Origin of the sequence: Acutalibacter muris (assembly GCF_002201475.1) — a bacterium.
Classification (GTDB): domain Bacteria; phylum Bacillota; class Clostridia; order Oscillospirales; family Acutalibacteraceae; genus Acutalibacter; species Acutalibacter muris.
The window spans coordinates 2,130,182-2,149,178 of the sequence record NZ_CP021422.1; the positions used below are offsets into that span (position 1 = coordinate 2,130,182).

Genomic DNA, 18,997 nt, shown 5'->3' on the forward strand with positions numbered 1-18,997 from the left:
ACCGAAACAAAAGTCCGATGGCGGCTCTTTAAAACTATTTTAGGCTTTGGCGCTCCACCCAGTACGCGGCGTGGTGTCCCAGGAGCAGTACCCCTGTTGAAACACACGGAAATTCTTTAAGAAGTTATTCACCTCTGCAAATTCTTTGTTCTTACCGCCCGGGAAAGTCAGCAGTTCGCTCAGGTTGTAGAGGTCTTTCCCGATTGAACCGAAATTGAAATCTGTGCTGATGTAATTCAGCTTTCCCCGCGAATCCGTATAGGCGGCCCATGTTGTTGCCGTCAGGTGATTGGTGGGGTCAAACTTGCTATAATCGATATAATGCTTGCCATGCTTATCCGAATGAGATATTTCCCGTATATCTCCTCCTGCACTGCCGCCGGACTGGTAAAACCAGCGGAACCCCTTTGGCGGGACCATATCATAATCCAGAATATAATCGTCATAGAGAATACCATTATTCCAGCGGCCATTTGGATTGCAGGAAAAAACGGAATTGAAGTTATCGTATTGGTTCCATCCCAGCGCGTTGTAATCCGGGATCTCAAATTCCTCCATGCCCTTTCCCTTTGCATAGCTTAAGATATTTTCATCAATGGCACTGATAGCGTCTTCGCTCATATAGTAGTAATCCGAGTTGTAGTAGATCATGATCCGCTGAGAATTCATCTCTCCGGTCAAGAATTGCTTTCCTTCTTCGAAATTAGCAGAAACCGCAGTTTTCAAGACCAGACGCCGGGCCTCCTCATAAAACCCCAGCAGCGCCGGTTCACCCGAGAAGCTTGCGGCCAGCGCATTGGGGTACTGCCTTTCCTTGCAGGCATTGACAAACTCATCAGTAAGCTGTGTAAAACGCTTTGCAAAGCTGTCAGCAGATATCCTGCCGGAAAAGAATTCTTTCGCGGAAGATACCACCTCATTTAGAAGCGGTTGGGCAACGGAGCCGATATGCTCTGAAAGTGACATATGGGTGCTGGAGAAAGACCTCTCCGCCGCGTTTTGGACAGATGACATATGTGTCCAGGAGCTAAAGTCTACGGTATGCCAGGTATAGCTGTCTTTGTTAAAACCACCTGGCGGCGGCTCCATCTTATAGCGGTCCATTGTATAGACATCTACCCCATTGATCTTCTTCGGCGGGCCGAGGTAGGCGTCAAGGGAGGTGTTTCCTACCGTGGACATACGATCATCTCCTTTTTACAACTTTATAACCGAACACTTCTTTATTGTGGTTATTACTGTGGCCACGATTCTGGCTGACCAATTTCGTAATAATATCGGATTGAAAGCTTGCTTCCTTTATAGGCTCCCGTCTTATTTGCAGTAAAAGCAAAAGAGAATTTTCCATCAGCTCTGTAAACCGCTTTGGACGGGTCTTGGAAGTTAAATTTAATTTCCGGGAAAAATGTTTGCGGATTTCTAAACCAAGTATTACTATTTGACGGTCTAAATGAATAATATCCTCCCTCAATCGGCCAACCAGCGCCAGATGCAGAATAAAAAACCACATCTAAATATGCCGCTCTGCCATTAGGGGATGCCATTTCTAAGTCCCATTCGTATGTTTCCCCTTTTACAACACTTTTGGGTGAAATAGTTACTTTACTTTCCGCAAATTTAACTTTAGGCTGTCCGACAGCGATTGAATAAATACCTGGGTATGCAGTATCACGCACCTTGTATACTACAAGTATATACGTCCCTTTGTCAAGGGGACGATCAGTCCGTAAATAGTATGATCTTCCCAAATCAGGATCGCGGAATGCAGCAGCTTGTTTTGTATCAATTATTGTCTCAAGTGTATGTGCGTTCAGTACTTTATAACGATAGTTATCATATGTGGTGGTCATTGTAATAGTTTCTTTTTCATTGCCACTAACATCGAACAAATAGTAATCTCCAATATCACTCGCGAGATGACTACTACTATATTCTGCTTCCACTTTTGAGGTATCTCTTACCGTGTGGTAGTACGGCAAATAGACCATGTTAAAAAAGCCTTCAAATAAATGTGCTTTTTCAGTGTAAGAACCATATGCAAGCTTATACCCAATATTAGTTTTGCCAGAAGATTTAGCTTTTACTTCAACCGTATACGTATAATCTCCAGTGATACCATCCGGTTTTGGTAAGTCAATGGATGTTCTAATCCTCTGTGACGAGCTTGGATCAGAGCATTCTGCCGAGTTAACTTTTTCACCAGCTTCATCGTAAACAGTTGTTACAAAGCCATTCGTTCCTGTCCTTAACATTCCAATAGTATATGAACTGCTGGCATCGTAATCTACAGTTATTTCATGCGTATCAACTGTATCGGAATCTGGCAACGTACCTTCAATGGTTTCGAAAACACCTTGCGGTAATACATCGAATTCATAGCCAACTGCCTCAGACCACTCCCCGTTAGAATTAACAAAAGCATAGGCAAACTCATAGTGGCCCTCGATAAAAAAATTGACTATATAACCAGCCGTTGATCCATCATCTTCATACCCTATAACAAACCCATCATAAACAGAGGTCTCTAGATGAGCTTCGTCAGGGCCTGGTGCCAATATGACACCACCAATTTTGGTTGCTATAAGCAGATTCGTACCAGTAGTCAGGAAACCATCGCGGAGTGATTCTTGATTAATAATATATACATCAGAATTATTGATAGGAGCCTGCCGAGGAGTGATGCTGTCACCTTGCGTTTGAATATTGCTTTTTGAGTAAAGTGATTCTTTGAGCTCTGGAGAGAGCTCAATTTGTTCGAGCCGCGCAGTGCTACTCGTTATATTTTCTTGCAAAACGATGTTACCTTGGTCCTTTTCGATACTGGGGCCATTTTTATCAATAGCAGGAATATTTGTAGAGACAACTTGGTCGGTCGATTCCTGCTGCGGTTCAGCGGCTATCGCTGGAATGCCGCAAAAGACAAAGAGCACCGCCAACAGTAAGCTAAAGATTTGAGCTGACATAGAGTGTTTCATGTTCTTCTCCTTTTCTAAATGTAGTTGGTTAGGTTACGATTACAAATTTTATTCTGTCCTTGTCTTGTTTCACCCCCTATATCAACTACTATTATAAGCCAGACATCTATAGTAACAGAGTAAAACATCACTATATATGTGGCTGAAATAGTAGTTTTGAATCTGCATACTCACCTTGCTTTGTTTTATAGAGATATTTCAACACCTCTCTATTTAGAAGTTTATCATGTTTGAAGCTAAAAATCAAGTAAATGCGTGATTATCTCCCCGAAACAAAGCATTTCCCCGCATTTCTTGAGGATTGCACCCCCTATTTACTATTTATTTACTACTGGGGAATGAGCCTTGATACGGTAAAATACCAAGAAATACAAAGTTACAGTTTTGACGGGACTTCCCCATAACAGTATAATGAAGCCAAGAAAGGACGGTGGACTGTATGAGGGAAAAACCTTATCACTTATATGTAGACAGTAGGGAGCGAACATTACTTTTACATAGCCTTGTGAAGCTGAAAAATCAGCTCATACAGCAGGGCAGATACGGGGACTGCGTTGACGAGATTATCTTTAAGGTAGCCAATACCCCCATCAAGAAAGTAAAAATTGAATATGTCTAAGGCACATCACCATGAAGCCGCTTATTCTTATTGAAGCTAAGAGTAAGCGGCTTTTTTGCATCCTGCGTCCTCTGGTACAGTTACATAGCCGCCTTTGACAAAGCGGCTAAATCTATGCGAAAGGAGGACGCACCCATGTCAAATTGCAAAGTAATCGCTTTAACCAATCAGAAAGGCGGTGTGGGCAAAACCACCACGGCGGTCAATCTGGGTGTAACTCTGGTACAGCAGGGCAAGCCTTTGGCAATTCTGTCATTTACAAAAGGTGATATTCGTAGAGCTATACCGCGGTGGACTGCCTCAAGATATCATTCTGCAACCATAGATAGTGTTTTAAGCGAAGTTCAAGGAAGGCTCCTATCAGGTGCCCCGGGAATGTTTTGTTATAACAGCAATCTAAACCCAAAGAATCGGAGGAGCTTAAATGATTTATACGTTCTAATTATCACAGATACTGTAAAGTACTGGTTTGATATAAATAGAAGATGCACATACAAATTTATATTAGGAGATAATCTGGATGACTAAAATCGCTATTGTAGATGACAATGAGGTTATTCTGAACGAGGTAGAGGACCTCACGAAAAAGTATATGGAGACAGCTAGTCATTCATTTCAAATCAAGGCGTATACCAAATCATTGGCCCTGATATCATCAATTATTGATGGAGACCGCTTTGATATATATGTGTTGGATGTGGATATGCCGGGGTCAAATGGGATGGATGTAGCCGAGGTTATCCGAAAAGTTCAACCATTGGCTATAATAATTTTTCTAACGTCATATCTCGAGTATGCCACAAAGGGATATACAGTTAAAGCGCTTAGGTACATACTGAAAAATAGGATGGCTGAAGACTTACCGGAGGCACTGGAAACAGCACTAACATCTTTGGCAAAGGCAGACAAATTGTGCTTCTTGGTGTCTCATTATAGTAACGTGACCCGAGTGCCTTATAATGATATTATTTATGTGCGTAAGAGTTACCGCAGCCTGCAGATCGTTACCACTGAACAAGGCTCTCTGTCTGATAATCGCGGAATCAAGGAACTTTTTGAATCTATCAACGATCCTCGGTTTGTGTTTACAGACCGCAGCTGTTTTATTAATCTTGATTTCGCTCGTGCGATAGACGGCAACTGGATGGTTATGAAGAATAGAGAACGCTTGCCAATCAGCCGACCTATGATGCCCAAAGTAAAAGAGGCCATTATGCGACTATGGGGAGGTAAATAAATGGAATTGCTTTGTTCCTGTGCTGAAATCATTGCCAGTTTTGTTGAAAGCGTTCTGATTCTTAGCACTATAATTGCTGCATCCAGCCCAAAATATCCTATAAAGAAAAGCGTTCTACTTACAGTTCTCTGCGCTACTTTGTCAACATTGTATCTTATGTTTATGAACGCTTTATCTGCTTTCTCGTTTCTAACACCGATCGGGACAATGTTGTTCTCAATTTTTATAGTCGGGAAATTGATTTCTGATGGAAACATACTATTACGGTCGACCTCATGTGTACTGGCTCTTTTCGTTATTCAATCAATAGATTATATCCTTATAATTGGATTGACGTTACTACATGGGAGCCCCAGGGAACTTTTCTATGGATACTTGGAACCCGGACTGATGCGCATAATTTATCTTACAGTTGATAAATCGAGTGATATAATCCTATATTGTTGGCTTCGCAAATATATTACGAAACTTTCCGAGTTGCGGAGAGGAAGTATTGCTAAATTACTGATATGCACTACCTTATCATACATCGTTATGCAGTATTTGTTCGCCATGGTATTACATGGGGATTTCATTCAACTTCAAGGAGCCGCAATGGTATCGCTTTTCATTTTGTTATGTTTTCTCCTCATTCTGGCTTTTTCTATGATAACAGTTACTGTTTCTGAAAAAGAGAAAGCGACCAATCAAATGTTAGCTAACTTGAACCAGAATATGGAAATCAATTACTATATATTAAATGAAAGCATCACTTCTAACGCAAAAGCAATGCACGACTTTCATCATCATCTCTCTGTTATTGATGCACTTGCGAAAAAGGAGGACAGTGGCCCCGTTACAGAATACATCCATTCAGTTTTATCGGCCTCACTCATTCCTGAACCGTTATGTCAAAGCGGAAACAATATTATAGACGCAGTGATAAACGCAAAACTAAGTGAAGCCAAGCAAAAGAAAATAGATGTCAGCTATATAGTATGCGTAGAAGATTTGTCTTCATTTGAACAGGCAGATATCTGCGCTATTTTGTCTAACCAACTAGAAAACGCCTTTGAAGCCTCTGAAAAGATAGAGAATGGGCGCGAAGTTCAGATAGATATTCGGCAGCAGGAAGGTTTTGTGCTGTTCAATGTGACAAATAGAGTTGCCGCAGACCCTTTTATGAATAACAAAAATCTTGCTTCAACAAAACCGGATTCCACAGTAGTACATGGATTTGGGCTGAAAAACATACAAGACATTGCAGAAAAGTATAATGGCTCATTAAAGAATGAATATGCAGAAGGGTTCTTCATATCCACTGTATTGATTTGCTCGCCTACAATTTAATACATAGAATCCAACAATTCGCGCAAAACACCTGATTTCTTGTCAATTCCGTTGTAGAATAAAGTCATCGAACCGCAGATGAAAAGTTGGTGATACACATGTTAGAGAAAGCTGCAACTATATTGACTGAGTTCATGTATAAAAAAGGCGTTATATTGTCTTCAAAACGTCCAGTATTTATTTATGGCTTTCAGTTGGCGTTATCGACTTTTTGCTCACTTATCTCTGTTCTATTTGTCGCAATCATTTTGGATCGTCCTTTGTCTGCTCTAAACTTCTTTATCGTTTTCTTTTGGGTAAGGTTGTTTTCCGGCGGCTTTCACGCTAGTTCTTATTTGAAATGTTTTATACTAACAAACGCGATTTATCTTCTGGTAGTGCTACTTTCTGAAATTCTTATTATGACTTCATCTATCTTTCCGGCATTGCTCATACAAATTGTCTCAGGTATAGTCGTTTTTTTGCTTTCTCCAATTCGCCACAAAAATCATCCATTATCTGAAACTGTCTACATAAGGAATCAAAAAGTAGCAAGATGGTTAGTAGTGGTGTTTGAGCTATTTTTCCCTTGCATCTCATTCTTAACAAACAATTTTCTTTGGATAGCCTACTCATCTGCATCACTTATGGCTGTAGCCGTATTGATGATAGTCCCTAAAATAAAGGAAAGGAGAAATAAGTATGAATAGTGTATGGGCAGCAATCGCCTCTATTATTGAGGCATTTGCGAACTTGGGTGCTGGGCTCACTTCCAATGGGTGTGGCTATGAGCCCGAAGTCCCCGAAGAGCTCCAGAAGTAAGCTCAACAGAAATGGTCAGTCAGGAGACACACCTGACTGGCTTTTCTTTTGAGATGAATCCATATGTATTATAGCACCGCCTCTTTCGCTGCAAAAATCTTTTCTGCCAGCATAGAGGTATGCCCAAAAATAGTTTGCCGTGAAAAGAGATATGATTTTTTCATATCTCTTTTATTTTTTTGCCCATTTGGACTCATAAGAGTATCAACTGATGCTTTTAAGCAAGTTCATTGGCCCTTTGGCCCACGTTCACCACCTCCGGGATTTGATTTTCGACAAATTCAAATCCTGGAGGAATAGAAATGAACGAACAGAAAAAATGGTACATAACTGTTGGCAATGAAAGAATTGAGGTGTCGGAGGAAGTCTACCGCGCCTATTGGCACTATACCGAGAAAGAGAAATACTTTATGGGCAAGCTCAAGCAGGAGAAGTTTGTCGCCAACCAGGAAAATGAAACGGTACAAGTCACTCCCAGCAAAGAAGATTCTCTGGAGCGGTTGACAGAGTGTGGGCTTCAGTTTCCTGACACATCAGCTCCTTCTCCTGATGATAAGGTCGATGATATTGAACTACTCATTTTGCTGGATAAAGCACTTGACAAACTGCCGGATGAAGAACGTCGGCTGGTTCAAGAACTGTTTTACCTGGAAAAAACAGAAAGGGAAGTGGCCCAGCTATTCCATACTGCGGTAGGCACGATTTATTATCGCAAGAAAAAGGTGTTGAGGAAGCTGAAAGAATATCTCGAAAAAAACTCATGATTTCTTTGAAAAAACTCTGCCTTTGTTCCTAAAGACTATGGAGGGGTATCAACACTTTTCCGTTATTGGACCTTGAAATATTCATAGCAGCACCCAAACACCGCCCCACTGCACCACAGCCCAGCCGCCAAGACTGCCTGCGGCAATAAAGTATGCCGTCCAAAGATAATCTCAAAGGCACGAGCGCCCCCTGGCTGTTGACCGGCCCCGGCACTGTCCGAAGCGTAGTGGAGCACCCGCAAATCCCGTACCGCAGGGTCAAAGGGGGATATAAATGTATCGCGCATCGTGCCAACGATGGTTTTCGTGCTGCACCCTATATCATGGGAGAACATAACAGAGAGGATGAGCGCCTATGCTTGTATCCATTAACAAAATTAAAGTTAATCCCGGCAGGAGGGAAGTCGAAGCCAAGGACATAAATGACCTTGCAAAGAGCATTTCAGAAATTGGACTGCTCAACCCCATCACCGTCACGCCGGACAATACCCTCATTGCCGGTCTCCATCGGCTGGAAGCCGCAAAGGTGCTGGGGTGGACGGAAATTGAATGTACCGTCAGTGACTTATCCGGCCTATTAGCTGAGTTGGCTGAGATCGACGAGAACTTTGTGCGCGTGAACCTATCGCCCATTGAGTTTGGCGACCTGCTGCTCCGACGCAAAGAGATTTATGAGGAACTGCACCCGGAAACCAAATCCGGGGTGTCGCAGGCAGTTGGAATGAATACGGCTATTGGTAATAACGTGACGGCGCTAAGCGCCACCACGTTAAAATCCTTTGTCGAAGATACTGCTGAAAAACTGAATCTATCGCCGCGAACTATTCGTGAAAAAATCCAGACAGCGAAAAATCTGACTCCTGCGGCGAAGAACTTAGTGCATGATAACAAGTTTGGCTATAAAGACGCTCTCAAGCTCTCCCGCCTGGAGCCGCCCCAGCAGGAAGAAGCCGCCACTCAGCTTGCGGCAGGTGAAATCCGTTCTGTGGACGAGTACAAAAAACCCTACTCCTTGGGCGGCAAACGCTACGCCACTTTCGAGGAATCCGTTGCCGACCTCAAAAATCCCAACAAGGACGCAACGTATACTGCTGATACTCTCCTGGCAGGCATGGACGGTTTCATCGACGACTTTCATCACAATTTCTCCTGGTACAGTACGCCCATGTGTACCGTGGCCTATCCACAGGTGAACCGGGAGCAGCTAGAGTACATCAAGAAACGCTTTGCGGGAGTTGTCACAGAGATTGAGAAGCTCTTGCAAGACATAGAAAGGAGTATGAATATTGAAGAATAATATTGAACATAACGGGCAAGGAATACTGGACAGGTTTTCCAACCCCGGCAAAATCCAGCTCATATATTCAAAACATCTTCATTCCGGCCTGCCCTACCAACGCCCTGTGCGGCAGGCCCATGTAAACCGGCTCATACGAAAGTGGGACCCCAAATATTTGACCCCTATCGAAGTGAGCTACCGCGACGGCAAGTATAACATCGTGAACGGCCAGCACCGTCTGGCGGCTATGCGCCGGATGAACGGCGGCGAAGATTTAGTAGCCAGGTGCTTGGTCTACACCGGCATGACCTACGAACAGGAAGCCGCCATGTACTACCTCCTGGACAAGACCTCCGGGCATTTGAAGCTGGCAAACGCCATCAAAGCCCTGCTGGAATCCGGCACCGACCCGGAGATTATCGATATCAGACAGCGCATTGAGCGGGAGGGCTTCACCTGGGCGCTGGACAAGCCCACCGGCGTGGCCTATGAGATTAAGCCTGTTCGGGCTGTAATCGGCGCCTACCAGAAGTTAGGCGGTCCCGGTTTCAGCCGTATGCTGGGCCTTATGGCTGGGACGTGGCACGGTACACAGACCTCGTTAAAATCTGACATGATATCGGGCATGACGCTGTTTCTCAAGACCCATGAGAATGAGCTGACAGACCATGAGTTTATCCGGCGGTTGTCGGAAACGGACCCGGCAGAGATAGCCCAGCTCACCCATGTGGACCGCCCCGCCGTGCGCTATGCCCGCCTGATACGCAAGAAGTACAACGAACAGGGCGCTAAAATGCTGCCCGACCGTTTCAAAAAATGACGGAGGCTATATGGAACAGCTAAGTTATACTCATGAAGAACTTTCAGCTATGAGGAATACTGACATACGCACTATCGACCCTGCCAGCTTGCAGGACATACAGGAGGTCACGGTCAATCAGGCTCTGCCGAAGGAAGAACGAATACAATCCTACCTTCAGCAAATTGGTAACCCATATTGTTACCGCTGTGGCAAATATGCGGTAAAGGTCAGCTTCTCAAACAGCGAAAGGACATTGGAGGACTGCCTTTTGGCGTACCTCCGCTCAAAATGTTGAGGAAAAAGGCACTTGACAGGCCAGAGCACTTATGATACGATGGAGCCAGGACAAATCAGTGCTCTCCGCTGTTAGGTGTCTCCTTGATTCACTTAAACAGTTAGGAGAGAGAATTATGCTAGAAATGACACCCCAGGTGTGGAACGCCTGCGGCTATGTTCGCTTGTCCAAGGAGGACGGCGACAAAGAGGAAAGCAACAGCGTCACGGGTCAGAAGGACTTGATTCGGGACTATTTGTCGCACCACCCGGAGCTCCGGGAGTGCGGCATGAAGGTGGACGACGGATTCACAGGCTCCAATTTTCAAAGGCCCGGTTTTCAATCTATGATGGAGCTTGTCAGGGCCAAGAAGATAAACTGCATAATTGTCAAAGATTTATCCAGGTTTGGGCGCGACCACCTGGAGGCAGGAGAGTACATCGAGCGGCTTTTTCCGTTTCTCGGTGTGCGTTTCATCGCCATCAACGACAACTATGACAGTATGAACAGCCACGCTGAATCCGATGAAATTATCGTCCCTTTTAAGAACCTAATAAATGAGGCATACTGCCGGGACACATCCATAAAAATTCGGAGCCAGCTTGAAATCAAACGCCAGCGCGGGGATTTCATTGGCTCCTTTGCCGTTTTCGGCTACAAAAAGGACCCCGGCGATCATCATAAGCTGGTGATTGACGAGTTCGCCGCCGATGTGGTGCGGGATATTTTCAACTGGAAACTGGACGGTATCAGCGCCATTGACATTGCCACCCGGCTGACCACCAGCGGAATCCCCACGCCCATGGATTACAAGCTGTCCCAAGGTATGCGCTATACCACCGCTTTCCGTATAAAGGAGCGCTCAGAGTGGAGCGCCGGAATGGTGCTGCGCATACTCAAAAACCCGGTATATACCGGCGTGTTGGAACAGGGCCGGGTGACAACACCCAGCTACCGTGTAAAACGCCTCGTCCAAAAGCCTCGGGACCAGTGGGCCGTGGTAGAGGATTGCCACGAACCGATTATTGACACATTTGACTTTGAAACTGCCCAGCGCGTCCTCGCCATGGACACCCGCACAGCCGAGGCGGGTCAGCCGGTAGACCTGTTTTCCGGCATGGTATACTGCGGCGAGTGCGGTGGGCCGATGATACGCAAAACAGTCCCTTCCGGGAACAAGAAATATGTGTATTATGTCTGTGCCGCCCACAAGAACCAGAAATCATGTTATGCCCACAGCCTGCGCACTGAGGCACTAAGTGATATTGTGTTAAAGTCGCTTGGGCAGCATATCCGGGAGGTTATCGACCTTGCGGAACTGCTGAAACTAGCCGATGCAGCCCGCTTACAGCAGGCAAAAGCGGCGAAGCTACGAACCAGGATTGAACGGAAACAGCAGGAAATTGACCGCTGCCAAACCCTTCTGCGCTCCCTGTTTGAAAGCCTTTCGGATGGTATCATCGACCGTGAAGATTACCTGGAATGGAAAAAGACCTACCAGCGGCAGAGGGACGAAGCCGAAGGGCAAATTGAGCTATTGCAGAAAGAAATGAATATGGAACTGCGGCCCCATGACTGGATGGAGCATTTCAGCAGACAGGGCAGTATCACCGCTTTGGACCGGCGTTTGGTGGTTTCGCTTATTGAGCGGGTGCTGATTTTCCGCGACCGGCGTGTGGAGATAGTCTACCGTTGGCAGGACGAGTTTATACTACAAACTGAGCTCGTAGAGCAGGCGCTCTCCGAAAGGAGGGCGGGCTGATGGCACGGACAAAGAGAAAAGTCAATCCATTGGTTCCCGTTGCGGAGCAGGCTGCTCCCCTGCCGCGTATTTATAATGTGGGCGGATATGTCCGTCTTTCCGTTGAGGATAGCGGGAAGAAAGACCCCGATACCATTGAAGTCCAGCAAGAGTGGATAGAACACTATATCGCCGCCCAGCCTGATATGAACCTGTGTCACCTCTACCGTGATAACGGACGCACAGGGACAAACTTTCAAAGGCCGGGGTTTGAGCGGTTAATGGAAGATGTGCGCGCCGGGAAAATCGACTGCATTGTGGTAAAAGACCTGTCCAGGTTTGGCAGGAACTATATCGAAACCGGCAACTATCTGGAGCAGGTATTCCCTTTCCTGGGCGTTCGGTTTGTGGCAATCAACGAAAGTTTTGATACCCTAACCGCCGAGCGTGGGAGCGACGGCTACATTGTCCCACTGAAAAATATCATCAACGACGCATACAGCAAGGACATTTCCCGCAAAGTGAGTAGCGCCCTAGCTGTAAAGCAAAAAGCAGGGGAGTTTATCGGTTCCTGGGCGGCATACGGCTACCGCAAATGTGCGGAGGACAAGCACAGAGTGGAGCCGAACCCGGACACTGCACCTGTTGTAAGAGATATTTTCATGTGGCGGTTGGAGAAAATGAGCTATAACAAAATCGCAAGCCGCTTCTGGTAGGGGATCACGGCCACAAGCTCCAGCGCCGGGTTTGACTTCTGCATTTCCAGCACGATCTCGGCAAAATACTGGTCCACGCCTTCGGCAAAGCCGCTCATAAAGCAAGTAAAGCCGTCAGCGACCGCCTTCTCGATCGCCTTCCGCAGAGCCGCCTTTATGCGGTTGATCTCCTTTTGGGGCAAATCCCTGTGTCCTGTGACACAACAAGTCTTTTTCTGCATCTGTCTTTCCTCCGTTTGATATTGATGGACTGGCCGGTTCCCTCCGTTTGAAGCGGCTCTGTTTCAACATACCCGGCCACAGCTCCCACAGTCAAGGATGTCGCAGGGCAACACGCATGAGTAGATATAACCTTTTACTCTTGTCAATAATAGTAGATATGATTTAGCAAGTCAATGATAATACCCTTTTTCACTTTGCGAATATGTCCGTCTCATAAGGTACAATCTAATACAAGGTGGAGGTGAGGGCGATGTATGAAGATTTTCTCCCGGAGCGGCTGGCAAAGCTAAGGACGCAAAAGGGCGTATCTGCCCGTGATATGTCCCTGTCGCTGGGACAGGCAAACAACTATATCAACAACATCGAAAACAAGAAGGCTCTGCCCTCCATGCAGGCTTTCTTTTACATCTGTGAGTACCTCGATGTGACGCCCCAGGAGTTTTTTGATGAAGGGAACGCCCACCCAGAGGCGCTCCAGGCATTTATAGCAGAGGCGAAAAAGCTGGATTCCCAATCGTTGGAATACATCCTCGGCATCATGAAAAAGCTGAATGATACAAAATGAAGCGGCCAAGCGACTGGCCGCTTCATTTTGTATTGTACCCGATGATATTCAGGATATGTCCTGCTCCTATACTGGCGATAATCCAAGATGAGTAATAGAAATTGAAACCCTCTGTATTCTTCGAGCAAAGGGATTATAGTGTAACCTGTGGATGAGTCCCCAAATTGAGACTCGGCAACACTTGTCAGGGAGGATCTTAGCCTCTCTTGACTACCCTAAAGCACTGGGGCGCAAGACTGTCAAGACCACCGCAGGTGGGACATAGTGATGCCTTGATAATCTTGTGAAACGGTGCTATTTTCAGCCCTGTTTTGTGCGTCACTCAAAATGCAGAAAAGCTTTGCTATGGATGGCCTTTGCATAATTTGTTGCCCATACATTCTACCGATGGGCCACAAATTTTTATATTTTCAGCTCATCTTGATGTTGACCTTTTAGGTAAATGGGTATATAATAGCATTGACCTAACAGGTTAATGCCACTATGCAAAGGAGATAAGACCATTGACAAAATTATTAGATTTAGACGCCTCAAGGCGGGATGCGCTTCTCAATGCAGCGCTAAAGGAATTTTCAATACAAGGATATGACAATGCTTCAACAAATGTAATAGCAAAAGAAGCTGGCTTTTCTAAAGCGCTCATGTTTCATTATGTAGGTAGCAAGCAAGAACTCTTTTTGTTTACCTACGATTATTTCAACGAGCTACTTGATAGGGAGTATTTCAGTAGAATGGATTATTCAATCAAAGATATATTTGAAAGGCTGCGAACATCCTATCTACTTCAAATCGAGTTAATGAAACAATATCCTTGGATTATTGACTTTAATAAACTTTCTGCTAAAACGAAGTCCGACGAAATCAATAAGGCTCTTGAAGATAGAGCCAGCGCAAAGAAAACCTTTGAAATTTTTGATATGATTGATGTTTCAAAATTTAGGGTCGATCTTAATGTCGAAAAGTGCAAGCAATTTATTCTATGGGCGAATGTCGGTTTTACAAATCAGATTTTGGACAATATAAGGAATTCAGCAGACAAGAATCCTGATTATAACCATATCATTACAACACTGGATGATTACCTTGACGAATTGCGGAAAGTTTTCTATGTGGCAGATCGTGAAGGAACAGATTAACAAATGCGGTATGAAAAAACAGAGTATCTTCTTTGCGATTATTCTTCTAACATTATGCACTATTATTTATTCTAATGACCAATGGGTAGATAGGAGTAATGAAATGTATAATCCGATAATTGTTGCGTTTCCTTTAAGGGGAGAATGGTACTCTCCAAACACGCCAGGAACTAAAATCCCAAGTCACGGAACAGATCAGTTAGGTACAAGATATGCCTATGACTTCATTCAGGTTGATTGGGATAGAGCAGGTTATCCTTCCTATCGTGCCAGTTTGCCTCAATACCTTCTGTTTGGAGTCCCCTTAAATGAATATTATTGCTGGGGGCAAGAAGTATATGCCCCCTGTGATGGTGTTGTCGTTCAAGCGGAGGATGACTATAAGGAACGCGCACGAACGAACTTGTTTTCAGATTTAGCTAACGCTTATAAAAATGCTCATTATTTCGACCCAGCAAAAGACGATGTACGATCAGTCGCAGGCAATTATATAATAATTGAATATGCTGATAACATATATGCTGCTCTCGTGCATCTTCAAACTGGCTCTATTCAAGTCTCTGTCGGGCAAACTGTAAAGAAAGGGGACTTCATTGGTAGAGTAGGTCATTCTGGTAACTCCTTTGCCCCGCACTTGCATTTTCAACTAATGGATAGTTGCGACATAAGCGTTGCAAATGGTTTGCCCTGTGCTTTTGAAGAATATGAGATATTTCAAGATGGTGAATGGAAAGCCATGACAAATAGCATTCCTACAAATAAAGATAGGATACGATTTCTAAAATATAACGCAGAGAATACAGAATGATGATTCCTTACGCCTTGGATATTTGAAGGAGGTGGTGACATGGGAAATTAACTGTATTAGATATATCTAAATCGGGTGAACAGATTGGTGAGAAATTATTTGCGCTTCTAAACTCAAAGCAGCAGCAGGAATTGATCCAATATGTCCTAACAAAAGAAGAACGGGAATGTTCTGTTATTTCCACAAGCGGCAGAATGTTCCCGATTCCTTCACTTGAAGTGGGTTCCCGATTGACAGAAGTTCAAGCCGAGGGTTTGTATTTCTGTCTGGAGAACAGAATTGTATATGTCCGTGAGACCGAGATCATGCTGACGGTAAAAGAGTTTGACATCTTTGCCCTGCTCATCATGAATCCCCGCCGGGTACTCACCTATGACATGATAATAGACCTTGTGTGGCACGAAGATTTGGACTACTAGAGGGAGTTGATACGCTCCTCAATGGTCTCGCCCCTGTCCGCGAAGCTCAGCTTCACCACCACCCCGCCGTCCAGGTAGACATAGGGATTGCCGAGCTGCTCGATCCACGCCCGGATGCGCTCCTCGGTGGGAGCCTCCGGGTCGATATGGACCGTACTGCGGTCACGGAGCGCCGCTTTATCCACCTTGCGGAGGTCGATGTCCTTCATCGCCTCTGTCATGGCAACACCTCCGATCCCCCAAAAGGGCTTTTCAGCCTTTGGGTACTGCGTCCTTTGGCCTCTCCCAACATCTTATGGGAGGGACAGGCCCGAAAATGACAACGATCTGCCCCGGCATGGAGCAGACCGCCCTATCCATCCCCGCGCAGCTTCTTCACCGGCCCATAGTCCCCGAAACGCTCCACGGTGCGGAATATCCGCTTGTTGTTCACCCACCGCTGGAGATGCCTCGTGATGGGCGGCGCTGTTGGCCGCTCATAGACCATCACATAGGGGTCGTACCCCATACGGCGCAGGGTGTCCACCCGGTAAAGGTCCTGCTCGTGGGTGCTGTTGTAGTTCGTCAACACGTAGACCCGCTTGCGGCGGAAGTCCCTGATCTTGGACAATTCCGAGAACCGCTGGAAGCAGCCGGTCAGGTCAACATTGGGGTTATCCCACGCGAAATGGATGGTTTTCGTGCGGACCCTGTTCAGGAGCGCCGCGTTGTCCGGCGTGATGAGGCGGATGTCCAGCCCCTGGGAGAAGTCCACCAGGGCGCGGCTGTCGGCAAGCTGCCCGATCAGCCGCTCATGATCCGGGCAGGCCAGCAGATTGGCGTCCATCAGCTTGATCTCCCTCTGGCCGTCCCAGAACTCGGACAGGTCAGCCACATGGACGCTCTCTGCGCCCTCCTTGCCGGACACCACGCAGAAGCCGCAGCGGTTGGGGCAGCCCCTTGTCAAAAAGCCGTAGGCCGTGTCCGGGAACTGCGGATAAAGGCCGTAGTCAGGGCGGGTATGCTCCACGGCGTCCGGCAGGTTCGGCCCCGGACCGTAGCCGGTGCCGCCGCAGACCAGCTTGTCGGCGTTGGTGACGGTGATCCTGTCCTTGGAGTAGGTGTCCGTGAACACCCGGCTCTTGTAAACGAGGTCGTACCGTCCCTCCGGGGTCCACCACTCCACATCGTCCCCCTGGGCCTTGTGGCAGGCGGACAGCTTCATCAGGCACAGGTTCGGCCACCGATGGCTGTCTACATCAATAAGCCCGATCTTCAAAAGCCCACCTCCTCGTGGAATAGCAGGGAGCGCCCGCCCCGGAGGGCAGACGCTCCCGTCAACTGTCTCAGAACTTCATGGGCAGGGCGGTCTTTGCGCTGGAGCCGTTGTAGATGCGGTACACCTGGTAGAGATACCGCTTGTACCCCGGCAGGCTCGTCATGGCCCGGCCCTCCCGGAAGATCACCACCGGGTCCACCTGGCGCAGCCGTGTCACCAGCCGTTTGCGGCTGTACTCCCCGCGGTAGAGGTCCACGAACTCCACCACGCCCTGCACCGTCTCCGCCCGGAGGGAGTCCGGGTCTCCCTTCCAGGCGTCCACGATGGACTGCATCGCCTCCCGGTACACCCCGTCCCCGACCTTCTGGAACAGGCCGAAGGCGGTGCTGATGCAGGCCAGCCGCTTCGCCCCCCTGGTCTGCCTGTAGTCCACATAGAGGCCCACGGCCTCCGTTGCTTTCAGGAACGCCATCGCGTCCTCATCGCCGCCGTAGACCAGCGCCCGGAACTTCGCCCCGGCGGTCAGGCTGGCGGACGCGCCCGTCTGCTGGGCGAACAGCAGCGCCTCATCGCTCTCGGTCAGGCCGTAGAACACCTTGCAGCGGATGGGCAGGTCCCGCCCGCCGTTGAGCAGTTTCCGGGCGGCGATGGTGTGCTGGCCGTCAAAGACATAGTAGCGGCCGTTCCGGCTGCTGACCTTCGGCTCGTTGGCGATGCGCTCATCGAACTCGGCGGCGATCCTGCGGACCCGGTCCTCGTTCAGGGTGCGCTGGTAAGTAGTGCGGGGAATGATAAGCTCCTCGCTGCCCAGCATCACTTCCCGGCAAAAGAGATTTTTCGTGTTCATTCTGTGTATCCTCCCTCAATGTTCAGGATGTATTGTTTCAATTTCTGCATGGCTCGGATAAGGTCCGCCCTGTGGCTGCTGTCCGCTAAAAGCCCAGGATATTCCTGGAAGATGTGGTCGCAAAGTTCGATAAAGCGGTTAAATGATGATGGGATTATAACTCCTTCCAGGTATTTGTACCAAATTGGCCTGATAAAAACCAAAAAGTATAATCAAAGCCAGTGGAAGCCCCAGGTAATTAAAAGTATCTTAAACAACCCGGTTTACCTGGGCCACACGGTGCAGGGAAGAAAGAAATCGGGGTTATGCCAGGGACAGAAGCAGCAGCACACACAAAAGTCCGATTGGGTAATTGTAGAGAATACCCATGAACCGCTGATCGATGAAGATACCTTTCGGGCGGTACAAGCCATGTCGGAGCAGGCAAGCAAAAGCTATAATGCGAACCTTGGCAAGCATGACCATCTTGGCACGACCCCGAATATCTTGCGCGGCCTGATTTTTTGCGCTGACTGCGGCAGGCCGCTTGTCCGTTACAAGAGCGTTACAAATAAGGGCACAAATCGGTACTATGTATATATTTGCCCCTCCCACAGCGCTGACATCACCGCTTGCCCAAAGAAGTATATTCATGAAAATGAGCTGAAAAAGGCCCTATTGTCCGCTTTGTGCCATGAACTAGAGCTGTGCGCGGACACACAAAAGTTGATAAAGGAATACTCACGCTCTCCTGCGGCTGTCCGTCAGTACAACTCGCAGGAACGCAATCTAACCAGCGCAAAACAGGCGCTGGCTCGCGCCAAATCTCTGTACGGCAGTTTATATCAAAATTACGTTGACCGCCTGATGGATGAGGGGGAGTATGTGGACTTGAAACGCCAGTACCGGGCTGAGATAGAGCGGGCACAGGCTGCTATCACAGAGCTTGAACAACAGCAGTTTGAACAGGAACGGCGAACGGTCAATAACCCCTGGCTGAAAGCCTTTTCGGGCTTTCAGGAGGAAAAGGAACTGACGGACGAGCTGGCTCACGCGCTTATTGAGCGAGTGGAGGTCCACAGCGATAACCGCCTGGAAATCAAGCTGAAATACCGGGACGAATATGAGGAACTGGCACGGCTCTTGGGAGTCGCGGATAAGGCGGTGTCAACATGACTATCGCAAAATATCTGCGTATCTCCGACGAGGATAGGGACCTGAGAACG

General features: G+C 47.1%; 22 protein-coding genes and 1 pseudogene. 16 read left to right on the forward strand and 7 right to left on the reverse strand.

The window, feature by feature from the left end:
* Positions 1-39: 39 nt before the first annotated feature.
* On the reverse strand, positions 40-1,104 hold the full coding sequence (locus ADH66_RS10890) for a hypothetical protein (protein WP_157767210.1): 1,065 nt from the start codon (positions 1,102-1,104) through the stop codon (positions 40-42).
* A gap of 131 nt (positions 1,105-1,235) precedes the next feature.
* Positions 1,236-2,975 carry a hypothetical protein gene (locus ADH66_RS10895; protein WP_066540942.1) on the reverse strand — a complete coding sequence of 580 codons (1,740 nt, stop codon included), beginning with the start codon at positions 2,973-2,975 and terminating at the stop codon, positions 1,236-1,238.
* Between the two features lie 754 nt (positions 2,976-3,729).
* Between ADH66_RS10895 and ADH66_RS10905 the strand changes: the two are divergent.
* The 6 genes and pseudogenes from ADH66_RS10905 to ADH66_RS10930 form a co-directional block, all read left to right on the forward strand.
* A pseudogene (locus tag ADH66_RS10905) lies at positions 3,730-3,846 on the forward strand (ParA family protein); the annotation flags it as partial.
* Between the two features lie 268 nt (positions 3,847-4,114).
* Complete coding sequence (locus ADH66_RS10910; RefSeq protein WP_066540936.1) at positions 4,115-4,831, forward strand: LytR/AlgR family response regulator transcription factor; 717 nt, start codon at positions 4,115-4,117, stop codon at positions 4,829-4,831.
* Complete coding sequence (locus tag ADH66_RS10915; RefSeq protein ID WP_066540934.1) at positions 4,832-6,160, forward strand: sensor histidine kinase; 1,329 nt, start codon at positions 4,832-4,834, stop codon at positions 6,158-6,160. It abuts the gene before it with no gap.
* Positions 6,161-6,258: 98 nt separating this feature from the next.
* Positions 6,259-6,849: an accessory gene regulator ArgB-like protein gene (locus ADH66_RS10920; RefSeq protein WP_066540932.1), complete on the forward strand. Its 591-nt coding sequence runs from the start codon at positions 6,259-6,261 to the stop codon at positions 6,847-6,849.
* A complete protein-coding gene (locus ADH66_RS21775; protein WP_084384525.1) occupies positions 6,842-6,961 on the forward strand; it encodes a cyclic lactone autoinducer peptide in 120 nt (39 codons plus the stop codon). The genes ADH66_RS10920 and ADH66_RS21775 overlap by 8 nt, the downstream gene beginning before the upstream one ends.
* 302 nt (positions 6,962-7,263) lie before the next feature.
* The gene (locus tag ADH66_RS10930) at positions 7,264-7,725 is read left to right on the forward strand and encodes an RNA polymerase sigma factor (RefSeq protein WP_066540823.1); all 462 of its coding nucleotides are present in this window, start codon (positions 7,264-7,266) and stop codon (positions 7,723-7,725) included.
* A 62-nt stretch (positions 7,726-7,787) separates the two neighbouring features.
* On the opposite strand, the gene ADH66_RS20655 is transcribed toward ADH66_RS10930, so the two are convergent.
* A complete protein-coding gene (locus ADH66_RS20655) occupies positions 7,788-8,012 on the reverse strand; it encodes a hypothetical protein (protein WP_207652981.1) in 225 nt (74 codons plus the stop codon).
* 68 nt (positions 8,013-8,080) lie between these two features.
* Between ADH66_RS20655 and ADH66_RS10935 the strand changes: the two genes are divergently transcribed.
* The 5 genes from ADH66_RS10935 (at position 8,081) to ADH66_RS10955 (ending at position 12,537) form a co-directional block, all read left to right on the forward strand.
* Positions 8,081-9,022, forward strand: a complete 942-nt coding sequence (locus ADH66_RS10935) for a ParB/RepB/Spo0J family partition protein (RefSeq protein ID WP_066540929.1) — start codon at positions 8,081-8,083, stop codon at positions 9,020-9,022.
* Positions 9,012-9,824 carry a DUF6551 family protein gene (locus ADH66_RS10940; RefSeq protein ID WP_088364433.1) on the forward strand — a complete coding sequence of 271 codons (813 nt, stop codon included), beginning with the start codon at positions 9,012-9,014 and terminating at the stop codon, positions 9,822-9,824. The genes ADH66_RS10935 and ADH66_RS10940 overlap by 11 nt, the downstream gene beginning before the upstream one ends.
* 10 nt (positions 9,825-9,834) lie before the next feature.
* Positions 9,835-10,101, forward strand: a complete 267-nt coding sequence (locus ADH66_RS10945) for a DUF6870 family protein (protein ID WP_066540924.1) — start codon at positions 9,835-9,837, stop codon at positions 10,099-10,101.
* 115 nt (positions 10,102-10,216) lie between these two features.
* Positions 10,217-11,842, forward strand: coding sequence for a recombinase family protein (locus ADH66_RS10950; protein ID WP_066540923.1), 1,626 nt, complete (start codon positions 10,217-10,219; stop codon positions 11,840-11,842).
* A complete protein-coding gene (locus ADH66_RS10955) occupies positions 11,842-12,537 on the forward strand; it encodes a recombinase family protein (protein WP_084384533.1) in 696 nt (231 codons plus the stop codon). The genes ADH66_RS10950 and ADH66_RS10955 overlap by 1 nt, the downstream gene beginning before the upstream one ends.
* Here the strand turns inward: ADH66_RS10955 and ADH66_RS10960 are convergent.
* Complete coding sequence (locus ADH66_RS10960; RefSeq protein ID WP_407922895.1) at positions 12,507-12,758, reverse strand: SLOG family protein; 252 nt, start codon at positions 12,756-12,758, stop codon at positions 12,507-12,509. The two genes, ADH66_RS10955 and ADH66_RS10960, sit on opposite strands and share 31 nt — an antisense overlap.
* Before the next feature lie 251 nt (positions 12,759-13,009).
* On the opposite strand from ADH66_RS10960, the gene ADH66_RS10965 reads away from it, so the two are divergent.
* From ADH66_RS10965 to ADH66_RS10980, 4 genes are all read left to right on the forward strand, one after another.
* Positions 13,010-13,324: a helix-turn-helix domain-containing protein gene (locus ADH66_RS10965; RefSeq protein WP_066540922.1), complete on the forward strand. Its 315-nt coding sequence runs from the start codon at positions 13,010-13,012 to the stop codon at positions 13,322-13,324.
* 503 nt (positions 13,325-13,827) lie between these two features.
* Positions 13,828-14,460, forward strand: a complete 633-nt coding sequence (locus tag ADH66_RS10970; protein ID WP_066540921.1) for a TetR/AcrR family transcriptional regulator — start codon at positions 13,828-13,830, stop codon at positions 14,458-14,460.
* The gene (locus tag ADH66_RS10975) at positions 14,444-15,268 is read left to right on the forward strand and encodes a M23 family metallopeptidase (protein WP_236757018.1); all 825 of its coding nucleotides are present in this window, start codon (positions 14,444-14,446) and stop codon (positions 15,266-15,268) included. The genes ADH66_RS10970 and ADH66_RS10975 overlap by 17 nt, the downstream gene beginning before the upstream one ends.
* Positions 15,269-15,498: 230 nt before the next feature.
* The gene (locus ADH66_RS10980; RefSeq protein WP_236757021.1) at positions 15,499-15,687 is read left to right on the forward strand and encodes a winged helix-turn-helix domain-containing protein; all 189 of its coding nucleotides are present in this window, start codon (positions 15,499-15,501) and stop codon (positions 15,685-15,687) included.
* Here ADH66_RS10980 and ADH66_RS10985 read toward each other — a convergent pair.
* The 3 genes from ADH66_RS10985 to ADH66_RS10995 form a co-directional block, all read right to left on the reverse strand.
* Positions 15,684-15,908 (reverse strand): DUF6870 family protein, encoded by a 225-nt coding sequence (locus tag ADH66_RS10985; protein WP_066540920.1) that lies wholly within the window; start codon positions 15,906-15,908, stop codon positions 15,684-15,686. The genes ADH66_RS10980 and ADH66_RS10985 overlap by 4 nt on opposite strands.
* A 131-nt stretch (positions 15,909-16,039) precedes the next feature.
* On the reverse strand, positions 16,040-16,945 hold the full coding sequence (locus ADH66_RS10990; RefSeq protein ID WP_066540919.1) for a radical SAM protein: 906 nt from the start codon (positions 16,943-16,945) through the stop codon (positions 16,040-16,042).
* A gap of 67 nt (positions 16,946-17,012) precedes the next feature.
* Positions 17,013-17,792, reverse strand: a complete 780-nt coding sequence (locus ADH66_RS10995) for a DUF6551 family protein (RefSeq protein ID WP_066540918.1) — start codon at positions 17,790-17,792, stop codon at positions 17,013-17,015.
* A gap of 174 nt (positions 17,793-17,966) precedes the next feature.
* Between ADH66_RS10995 and ADH66_RS11000 the strand changes: the two genes are divergently transcribed.
* Complete coding sequence (locus tag ADH66_RS11000; protein WP_162288751.1) at positions 17,967-18,947, forward strand: recombinase family protein; 981 nt, start codon at positions 17,967-17,969, stop codon at positions 18,945-18,947.
* Positions 18,948-18,997 lie beyond the last annotated feature (50 nt).

Excerpts from the sequence above, each read along its gene's own strand:
- ADH66_RS10945 (WP_066540924.1), top strand. The coding sequence starts at position 9,835 with ATGGAACAGCTAAGTTATACTCATGAAGAACTTTCAGCTATGAGGAAT.
- ADH66_RS10930 (WP_066540823.1), top strand. The coding sequence starts at position 7,264 with ATGAACGAACAGAAAAAATGGTACATAACTGTTGGCAATGAAAGAATT.
- ADH66_RS10960 (WP_407922895.1), bottom strand. The coding sequence starts at position 12,758 with ATGCAGAAAAAGACTTGTTGTGTCACAGGACACAGGGATTTGCCCCAA.
- ADH66_RS21775 (WP_084384525.1), top strand. The coding sequence starts at position 6,842 with ATGAATAGTGTATGGGCAGCAATCGCCTCTATTATTGAGGCATTTGCG.
- ADH66_RS10910 (WP_066540936.1), top strand. The coding sequence starts at position 4,115 with ATGACTAAAATCGCTATTGTAGATGACAATGAGGTTATTCTGAACGAG.
- ADH66_RS20655 (WP_207652981.1), bottom strand. The coding sequence starts at position 8,012 with ATGCGCGATACATTTATATCCCCCTTTGACCCTGCGGTACGGGATTTG.
- ADH66_RS10915 (WP_066540934.1), top strand. The coding sequence starts at position 4,832 with ATGGAATTGCTTTGTTCCTGTGCTGAAATCATTGCCAGTTTTGTTGAA.
- ADH66_RS10935 (WP_066540929.1), top strand. The coding sequence starts at position 8,081 with ATGCTTGTATCCATTAACAAAATTAAAGTTAATCCCGGCAGGAGGGAA.
- ADH66_RS10965 (WP_066540922.1), top strand. The coding sequence starts at position 13,010 with ATGTATGAAGATTTTCTCCCGGAGCGGCTGGCAAAGCTAAGGACGCAA.
- ADH66_RS10920 (WP_066540932.1), top strand. The coding sequence starts at position 6,259 with ATGTTAGAGAAAGCTGCAACTATATTGACTGAGTTCATGTATAAAAAA.
- ADH66_RS10890 (WP_157767210.1), bottom strand. The coding sequence starts at position 1,104 with ATGGACCGCTATAAGATGGAGCCGCCGCCAGGTGGTTTTAACAAAGAC.
- ADH66_RS10950 (WP_066540923.1), top strand. The coding sequence starts at position 10,217 with ATGCTAGAAATGACACCCCAGGTGTGGAACGCCTGCGGCTATGTTCGC.
- ADH66_RS10995 (WP_066540918.1), bottom strand. The coding sequence starts at position 17,792 with ATGAACACGAAAAATCTCTTTTGCCGGGAAGTGATGCTGGGCAGCGAG.
- ADH66_RS10895 (WP_066540942.1), bottom strand. The coding sequence starts at position 2,975 with ATGAAACACTCTATGTCAGCTCAAATCTTTAGCTTACTGTTGGCGGTG.
- ADH66_RS10985 (WP_066540920.1), bottom strand. The coding sequence starts at position 15,908 with ATGACAGAGGCGATGAAGGACATCGACCTCCGCAAGGTGGATAAAGCG.
- ADH66_RS10955 (WP_084384533.1), top strand. The coding sequence starts at position 11,842 with ATGGCACGGACAAAGAGAAAAGTCAATCCATTGGTTCCCGTTGCGGAG.